This is a genomic window from Aeromicrobium sp. Root495, from assembly GCF_001426755.1.
GTDB lineage: Bacteria > Actinomycetota > Actinomycetes > Propionibacteriales > Nocardioidaceae > Aeromicrobium.
The window spans coordinates 1,245,040-1,253,882 of record NZ_LMFJ01000001.1; the positions used below are offsets into that span (position 1 = coordinate 1,245,040).

6 protein-coding genes are annotated in these 8,843 nt (G+C 70.9%); 4 read left to right on the forward strand and 2 right to left on the reverse strand.

Features of this window, described 5'->3' with window-relative positions; genetic code table 11:
• The first annotated feature begins 17 nt into the window (after positions 1 to 17).
• The 3 genes from ASD11_RS06310 (at position 18) to pheT (ending at position 4,934) form a co-directional block, all read left to right on the forward strand.
• Positions 18 to 1,064 carry a sensor histidine kinase gene (locus ASD11_RS06310; RefSeq protein WP_056284715.1) on the forward strand — a complete coding sequence of 349 codons (1,047 nt, stop codon included), beginning with the start codon at positions 18 to 20 and terminating at the stop codon, positions 1,062 to 1,064.
• Positions 1,065 to 1,241: 177 nt separating this feature from the next.
• Positions 1,242 to 2,345 carry a phenylalanine--tRNA ligase subunit alpha gene (pheS, locus tag ASD11_RS06315; protein ID WP_056284717.1) on the forward strand — a complete coding sequence of 368 codons (1,104 nt, stop codon included), beginning with the start codon at positions 1,242 to 1,244 and terminating at the stop codon, positions 2,343 to 2,345.
• Between the two features lie 81 nt (positions 2,346 to 2,426).
• Entirely contained in the window at positions 2,427 to 4,934 is a 2,508-nt protein-coding gene (gene pheT, locus ASD11_RS06320) for a phenylalanine--tRNA ligase subunit beta (protein WP_056284719.1), read from the forward strand.
• Positions 4,935 to 4,946: 12 nt separating this feature from the next.
• On the opposite strand, the gene ASD11_RS06325 is transcribed toward pheT, so the two are convergent.
• Both ASD11_RS06325 and ASD11_RS06330 read right to left on the reverse strand, forming a co-directional pair.
• Positions 4,947 to 5,507, reverse strand: a complete 561-nt coding sequence (locus ASD11_RS06325) for a LemA family protein (RefSeq protein ID WP_056284721.1) — start codon at positions 5,505 to 5,507, stop codon at positions 4,947 to 4,949.
• Between the two features lie 54 nt (positions 5,508 to 5,561).
• A complete protein-coding gene (locus tag ASD11_RS06330; RefSeq protein ID WP_082554405.1) occupies positions 5,562 to 7,322 on the reverse strand; it encodes a DUF2207 domain-containing protein in 1,761 nt (586 codons plus the stop codon).
• Positions 7,323 to 7,408: 86 nt separating this feature from the next.
• Here ASD11_RS06330 and argG point away from each other — a divergent pair, with 86 nt between their 5' ends.
• Positions 7,409 to 8,842 carry an argininosuccinate synthase gene (gene argG, locus ASD11_RS06335; RefSeq protein WP_056284729.1) on the forward strand — a complete coding sequence of 478 codons (1,434 nt, stop codon included), beginning with the start codon at positions 7,409 to 7,411 and terminating at the stop codon, positions 8,840 to 8,842.
• The last annotated feature ends 1 nt before the right edge of the window (position 8,843 follow it).

Consider the following 8,843-nt stretch of genomic DNA (forward strand, 5'->3'; position numbering starts at 1 on the left):
CGTACTAGATTCGGCCCATGGACGTCCTCGACGAGTTCCCGGACGGCGTGGTGATCGCCGGACCGGACCAGAAGGTCGAGTTCGTCAACCCGCGGATCCTGCAGATGGCGCGAGCCGACGACACCGAGATGCTCGGCATGCACCTCTCGGAGGCGATCCCGTTCGACGACCTCAACGGGCACAGCTGGTACTCCATGACACGGCCCTACGACGGGCTCAACATCCGCACGCGGGTCTCGGAGCAGTCGTGGTGGTCGCCGCGCGGCAGCGAGTACCTCATCACGGCACGCCTGCAGCGTGACCGCCCCGGAGGCACGGTGGAGCGCGTCATCGTGAGCGTGCGCAACGCCAAGGTCCGCAACCAGCGCGACCGCGAGCGTTCCGACCTCGTCGCGACCGTGGCCCACGAGCTCCGCTCGCCCCTCACGGGCATCAAGGGCTTCACGTCCACGCTCCTCACCAAGTGGGACCGCTTCTCCGAGGAGCAGCGCCAGCTCATGCTCGAGACCGTCGACTCCGACGCCGACCGGCTGACGCGGCTCATCACGGAGCTGCTCGACGCCGCCCGCATCGACGCCGGCAGACTCACCCTGCGCCGGGGGCCCGTGCGCATCGACGACGTGGTCCACCACGTGCTGCGCAGCATCTCCGCCGCCGGCAACAGCGACCAGTACGACGTGGAGGTGGGCGAGGACCTCGAGATCGTGTGGGGCGACGCCGACCGCATCACCCAGGTCATCACGAACCTCATCGAGAACGCCATGCGCCACGGGCACGGGCTCAAGCGCGTCCTCGTCCAGAACACGCAGCACCCCGACTACACGGGCGGCGTCTCGCTCCAGATCCACGACAACGGGCCGGGCATCCCGGAGGAGATGCGGCAGCGCGTCTTCAGCCGCTTCTGGCGCTCCGGCCCCGGCGCCGGCAGCGGCCTCGGCATGTACATCGTGCGCGGCATCGTGGAGGAGCACGGCGGCCGGATCGACATCCAGGACTCCGAGGGCGGGGGAGCGGCCATCCGCATCTGGCTCCCCATCAACGAGCCCGACGCCCTGACCGACTGACTCCCGCCGCCCCCGTCCGGCGGTGAGCTGGCGTCCGTTTCACGCCCGCTCCACGTGCCTGCGGTGACTTGGCGTCCGTTCGAAGCCGGATCCGTGGCTCAAACGGACGCTATGGCACCGCTCGTAGGGGCGTGGGCGGGGGTCAGGCACCCCGCAGACCTCACTAGGATGGGGCGCATGTCTGCGCCCAACAAGGACTTCGATCCCGTCGAGGTCACCCCGCTGCGGGCCGACGAGCTGGAGCGCGTGCGCGACGAGGCCGTGGCCGCCGTCGCAGCGGCCTCCACCCTCGCCGAGCTCAAGCAGGTCCGGATCGAGCACGCCGGCGACCGCTCGCCCATCGCGCTGGCCAACCGCGAGATCGGTGCGCTGCCGCCGCAGGCCCGCAAGGACGCCGGCCAGCGCATCGGTCAGGCCCGTGGCGCCATCAACCAGGCGCTCGCCGCACGGACAGCCGAGCTGGAGCAGCTCGAGGAGCAGCGCCGGCTCGTCGAGGAGACCGTCGACGTCACGCTGCCCACCGACCGCGACCCCGTCGGTGCCCGCCACCCCATCACCACCATCCAGGAGACCGTCGCCGACATCTTCGTGGCCATGGGCTGGGAGGTGGCCGAGGGGCCCGAGGTCGAGGCGGAGTGGCTCAACTTCGACGCGCTCAACCTGGGACCGGACCACCCGGCGCGCACGATGCAGGACACGTTCTGGGTCACGCCGGCCAGCGCCGCGCGCGTGCTCCGCACCCACACGTCGCCCGTGCAGGCCCGCACCATGCTCACGCGTGAGCCCCCGATCTACGTCGTCGTCCCCGGGCGCGTCTACCGCACCGACGAGGCCGACGCCACGCACATGCCGGTCTTCCACCAGGTCGAGGGCCTCGCCATCGACAAGGGCCTGTCCATGGCCCACCTCAAGGGGACGCTCGACCACTTCGCCCGAGCGGTCTACGGCACCGAGATGACCACGCGCTTCCGCCCGTCGTACTTCCCGTTCACCGAGCCCAGCGCCGAGGTCGACCTGCTCTGCTACGTGTGCCACAACGACCCGGCCGAGGTCGCCTCGTGCGGCACCTGCCGCGGTGAGGGCTGGGTCGAGTGGGGCGGGTGCGGTGTCGTGAACCCGCGCGTCCTCGTGGCCTGTGGCGTGGACCCCGAGGTGTACTCGGGCTTCGCGTTCGGCATGGGCCTCGATCGCACCATCACGAGCCGCTACGACATCGCCGACCTGCGCGATCTCTGGGACGGCGACATCCGCTTCACCGAGCCCTTCGGAGTTGGTCTGTGAACGAGCGCCAGCGAGTGAACCACGAGTCACTCAGGACAGCGTCCCCGTATCTTTGCTCTTCGGCGGGGGCGTGGTCCTGACATGAGAGTTCCCCTGGAGTGGCTCCGGTCGCTCGTCTCGCTCCCTGACGTCTCCACCGAGGAGATCGCCGAGCGCCTCACGATGTTCGACCTCAAGCTGGAGGAGATCGTCGGCGGCGGCATCACGGGTCCCCTCACGGTGGGCCGGGTCCTCGAGGTCCGCCCCGAGGAGCAGAAGAACGGCAAGGTCATCAACTGGTGCCGGGTCGACGTCGGCGCGCTCAACGAGCCGTCCGTCCCCGACGCCCCGGGCGACGACGTCCCCTCGCGCGGCATCATCTGCGGCGCCCACAACTTCAAGCCCGGCGACCTGGTCGTCGTCTCGCTGCCGGGCACCTTCCTGCCCGAGCTCGGCTTCGAGATCGGCTCGCGCAAGACCTACGGCCACGTCTCCGACGGCATGATCTGCTCCACCAAGGAGCTCGGTCTGCCCGACGACGCCACCACCGCCGACGGCATCCTCGTGCTCGAGCCCGGCAGCGCCCAGCCCGGTGACAGCGCCACGAGCCTGCTCGGTCTCGACGACCAGACGCTCGACCTCGAGGTCAACCCCGACCGGGCCTACGCGCTGAGCCTGCGTGGGGTCGCCCGCGACGCGGCCCTCGCCTTCGGCGTCCCGTTCCAGGACCCGGCCGACGCCGTTGCCGTCCCCACCGGATCGGGTGGCTACCCCGTGCGGGTCGAGGACCCGCTGGGCTGCCCGGTCTTCACGACCCTCGTCGTCACCGGTGTCGACCCCACGCGCACGACGCCGAGCTGGATGGCCCGCCGCATCACGCAGGCCGGGATGCGCTCCATCTCGCTCTCGGTCGACATCAGCAACTACGTCATGCTCGAGCTGGGCCAGCCCAACCACTGCTACGACCGCGACAAGGTGGCGGGCGACCTCGTCGTCCGTCGCGCCGAGGCGGGGGAGTCGCTCACGACCCTCGACGACGTGAAGCGCACGCTCACGCCCGAGGACCTCGTCATCGTCGACGACAACGGCATCATCGGCCTGGCCGGCGTCATGGGTGGCGCGTCCACCGAGCTCGACGACTCGAGCCGCAACGTCGTCGTGGAGGCTGCCTTCTGGGACCCGGCCACGATCTTCCGCGGCGAGCGTCGGCACAAGCTGCCGTCCGAGGCGGCCAAGCGCTACGAGCGCGGCGTCGACCCGGAGCTCACCCTGCGGGGTGCCGCCCGGGTGGCGCAGCTGCTCGTCGAGCTGGGCGGAGGCACGCTGGAGCCCGGCCACACGACCATCGGGCAGGCGCCCGCCCGGGCGGCGGTCACGTTCCCGGTCGACCTCCCGGCCCGCATCAGCGGCCTGGCCATCAGTCCCGAGGACGCTCAGCTGACGTTCGAGCGCAACGGCTGTGCTGTCTCGCGCGAGGGCGACACGTTCAGCGTCACGCCGCCGTCGTGGCGGTTCGACCTCAACGACCCGTACGACTTCGTGGAGGAGGCGCTGCGCTCGGCCGGCTACGAGAACGTGCCGTCCGTCCTGCCGACCCCCACCGGTGGTCGGGGGCTCAGCCGCAGCCAGGTGCTGCGCCGTCGGGTGGGCCACGTGCTCGCCGGCACGGGTCTGGTCGAGGTCACGACCCTCCCGTTCGTGGGACCGGCCGACTTCGACCGGCTCGGCCTCGCCGACGAGGACCCGCGTCGCACCCAGGTGCTGCTCGAGAACCCGCTCTCCTCCGAGGAGCCCGGACTCACCACCACGCTCCTGACCGGTGTGCTGAAGGCGGCGTCGCTCAACGTCGGCCGGGGTCATGAGGACGTCGCCGTCGACGAGATCGGCCGGGTCTTCCTGCCGCGCCCCGGCGCGCCCGACGCACCGCTGTACGGCGTCGACCGTCGACCCACGCCCGAGGAGCTGGCCGTCCTCGACGCCTCGCTCCCGGAGCAGCCCTTCCACGTCGCCTTCGCGCTCGTCGGCCAGCGGGTCCGTCGCGGCTGGTCGGGGCCGGGGCGCGCTGCCGACTGGGCCGACGCCATCGACGTCGTCCGTCGCCTCGGCGAGGCGCTGCACGTCGAGCTGGTCGTGGAGCAGGCCCAGCGGGCTCCGTTCCACCCCGGGCGCTGTGCTGCCTTCCGGCTCGACGGCTCCGTCGTCGGCTACGCCGGAGAGCTGCACCCCTCGGTCGCGTCCGCCTACGGCCTGCCCGAGCGGGCCGTCGCCGGCGAGGTCGATCTCGACGCGCTCATCGCCGCCTCGCCGGAGATCGGGCCCCGCCCGGAGTTCTCGGCGCTGCCCGTGGCCAAGGAGGACCTGGCGTTCCTGGTCGACGCCGACGTGACGGCAGAGTCGCTGCGCTCGGCGCTGGTGTCGGCCCACCCGCTCGTGGAGTCGGTGCGGCTCTTCGACGTGTACACCGGCGACCCGGTGCCCGAGGGGCAGAAGTCGCTCGCGTTCGCGCTGCGTCTGCGCGCTCCCGACCACACCCTCACCGACACCGAGATCACCGAGGCCCGGGCCGCCCTCGTGTCAGCGGCCGAGCAGCTCGGCGGCGTCCTGCGCTGAGCCTTCGTCGGCTCAGAACTGGACGGCGGGAGGGGTCTCCTGGCCCGCGGGAGCCTCGTAGAACTCGCGCTTGGACACGCCTGCGATGCCCGTGAAGAACATCCACGGGATGGTCTGGACCAGGCCGTTGAGGGTGGCGACCGCGTCGTTGTAGAACTGGCGAGCGAAGCTGATCTTGTTCTCGGTGTCGCTCAGCTCGGCCTGGAGCTGCTGGAAGTTGGCCGAGGCCTTGAGGTCGGGGTAGGCCTCCGCGACGGCGAGGACGTCGACGAGTGCCTTGTCGAGGCGGGCGTCGGCTGCGGCCTTCTCGGGCACCGAGCCGTCCTTGGCCGCGGCGGTGACGCCCGCACGGGCTGCCGTGACCTCCTCGAAGACACCCTTCTCGTGCTCGGCGTAGCCCTTCACGGTGTTCACGAGGTTGGGGATGAGGTCGGCGCGGCGCGTGAGCTGGACGTCGATGCCGCCGAGCGCCTCCTGCGCGCCGATGTCGGCCTTGCGCAGCTTGTTGAACGCGACGACGCCGAACAGCACGAGGGCGACGACGATGACGACCACGACGATGGCGATGACCATGAGGGCTCCTTCAGAGGATGGGTGGTGCGTGAGGACCGGGGCAGGGGGCGAGGCTCACCAGGAGCCGCCGCCACCGCCCCCGCCGCCTCCGCCGCCACCCCCGCCGCCCCCACTGCTGGAGGACGACTGGGTGGCGGCGTAGGCGGAGATGGAGCTCGAGACGGATGACTCGAAGCTCGAGATGGCGTCGTTGAACGAGGACGCACCGACGCCGGCGCCCCCGCCGTACCAGAGGGGGAGCGGGGCCGAGGTGCCCGTGGACTGCTCGTACTTGCGGGCCCACGCGTCGGCGGCGTCGAACGCGACGGCGTAGGGGATGAAGGCGGTGTAGAGCTCCTTGCGGCTGCTGAAGTCGAACCGCGTCTCGGCGGAGTCGGTGGTGAGGAGCCGCCGGAATCCTGCCGCGTGCGACCAGACCTGACGCCCGGCCGCCGTGCGCCGTGTCCCCACGCCGGTGGACCACAGGCCCGCGCCGCCCACGAAGAACCCGAGGAAGGGCAGCGTGTACGCCGTGGCCGGCACCTGCAGCACGAAGATCATGACGCCCACGACCGCGACCGCCACCCCCACGAGCACCTGCCCCAGGCGCTCGTTGCCGGCGGTGACGACCGTCTCGGAGGACTGGCCCCACTCGGCCAGCGTGCCGGGGATGGACTGCTTGACCGACTGGAGGACCTGGCCCGACGAGACGGAGCCGTCGGCCGAGAACGAAGAGCCCTGGGTGGTGACGCCGAGGGCCTCGCCCACCGACCGGGAGACCGAGTCGGCCTGGTCCCAGCCGGCGGCGTCGGCCAGACCCGTGATGGTCCAGTCGGAGCCGTCGCGCTCGAGGGTCACCAGCTTCTTCTCGGCGAGGTGCAGGATCGTGGCGCTCAGGGCGCGGTCGGGCGCGGACTCCGAGGCCACGTAGACCGTCTGCGCCGGTCCGAGACCGGCCGGCGGCTCGAACATGACCGGGGCGCCGGGCTCGTCCTCGCGGGCGCGACGGTCCCACAGGTAGCCCACGACGAGACCGACGAGACCCAGCACGATGCTGAGCAGCAGCAGGGGGACGGAGCGACCCAGGGAGGTGTCCCAGGCTGCGGACCAGGGGAGCCGCACCTGGTCCGGGGCAGGCACGTCGAGGCCGACCCGCGCGGTCACGCCCGTGTCAGGCGGGCGGAGCGCGCCGGTGGTGAGCGTGACCTGCTGGCCCTCGGTGCTGACCTCGCACGGGTTCCCGTCGGCCACGACGCAGGTGACCGACGCCGGCGCCGTGGGCAGGACCACGGTCTCCTCGCTGCGGTCGATCGTCATCTGCCACCCCGGAGCGACGACGCGCCAGGCGAACACCGAGGCGTCGTCGGTCTTCGTGCCCCAGCTGTTCCCGGTGCGCTCGCGGACGGGGGACAAGGCGCCCTCGACGCGGTAGTCGATCGTGTAGGTGTGCTCCCCGGGCGTGACGAAGCGGTCGGCGTCGCCGATCTTGGCCACGCGGAAGCGACGCGCGTTCTTCCACGACAGGTCGAAGGGCTCCTTCTGGCCGTCGAGCCTCACGGCGATGTCCTCGGGGAGGTAGCGCACGTGGAGGTCGTCGGCGTCGGTGACGTCCCAGAAGCGGAAGATGCCGTGGCGCCCCGACGGGAAGACCGCCGTGATCTCCTCACGGGCGACGAGCGTCCCGTCCTTCTGGACCGTGTAGCGAGCCGAGTGGTCCGTGATCCGCACCGGGTCGCTCGTGACGGCTTCCTCGTCGATGATGGAGCCGGCCACGGGGGCGACGATCACGATGATGGCCGCGATGACGGCGATGCTGCGCAGCACGAGGCGATGCATGCCGCTCACCCTAGGGCTCCCACGCGGCCCCGTGGGCCACCTGACCCTGAATGCAAGAACTTGCAGTGGTGTGCAAGAATGTGTGCATGTCCAAGGTCCTCACGTCCCTTCCCGTCGGCGAGCGCGTCGGCATCGCCTTCTCCGGAGGTCTCGACACCTCCGTGGCCGTTGCCTGGATGCGCGACAAGGGCGCCGTGCCCTGCACGTACACCGCCGACATCGGCCAGTACGACGAGCCCGACATCTCCGGCATCCCGGGGCGCGCGATGGAGTACGGCGCCGAGCTGGCCCGAGCCATCGACATCAAGAAGCCGCTCGTGGAGGAGGGGCTCGCCGCCCTCGCGTGCGGAGCGTTCCACATCCGTTCCGGCGGCCGGACCTACTTCAACACCACGCCGCTGGGCCGCGCCGTCACGGGCACGCTGCTCGTGCGAGCCATGCACGAGGACGGCGTCGACATCTGGGGCGACGGTTCCACGTTCAAGGGCAACGACATCGAGCGCTTCTACCGCTACGGGCTGCTCGCCAACCCCGAGCTGCGGATCTACAAGCCGTGGCTCGACGCCGACTTCGTGTCCGAGCTGGGCGGCCGCACCGAGATGAGCCAGTGGCTCACGGCGCGAGGACTGCCCTACCGGGACAGCCAGGAGAAGGCCTACTCGACCGACGCCAACATCTGGGGGGCCACGCACGAGGCCAAGACGCTCGAGCACCTCGACGTCTCCCTCGAGACCGTGGAGCCCATCATGGGCGTCAAGTTCTGGGACCCGTCGGTCGACATCGACACCGAGGACGTGACCATCACGTTCGAGGCCGGTCGCCCCGTGGCCATCGACGGCAACACCTTCGAGGGCGACGCGGTGGCGCTGGTCCACGAGGCCAACACCATCGGCGGTCGGCACGGGCTCGGGATGTCGGACCAGATCGAGAACCGGATCATCGAGGCCAAGAGCCGCGGCATCTACGAGGCCCCGGCGATGGCGCTGCTGCACATCGCCTACGAGCGGCTCGTCAACGCGATCCACAACGAGGACACGATCGCCAACTTCCACGCCCACGGGCGCAGACTCGGGCGGCTCATGTACGAGGGCCGCTGGCTCGACCCGCAGTCCATGATGCTGCGGGAGTCGGTGGAGCGCTGGATCGCCTCGCTCGTCACCGGCAGCGTCACGCTGCGGCTGCGTCGGGGCGAGGACTACTCGATCCTCGACACGCAGGGCGAGAACTTCTCCTACCACCCCGACAAGCTGTCGATGGAGCGCACCGACAACGCCGTGTTCGGACCCACCGACCGCATCGGCCAGCTCACGATGCGCAACCTCGACATCGCGGACTCGCGGGCCAAGCTCGAGATGTACGCGGCCCAGCCGCTCGACCAGGGCCAGGTCCTCGTCGAGAACGGGACGCTCTTCGGCGAGCTCCCGGCCGGCGGTGCCACCCGCATCGAGGCCAACCCGTCGGCGCGCAGCGAGGACGAGGTGGCCCTCGACGCCGCCGCCATGGAGACTGGGACCGACTGAT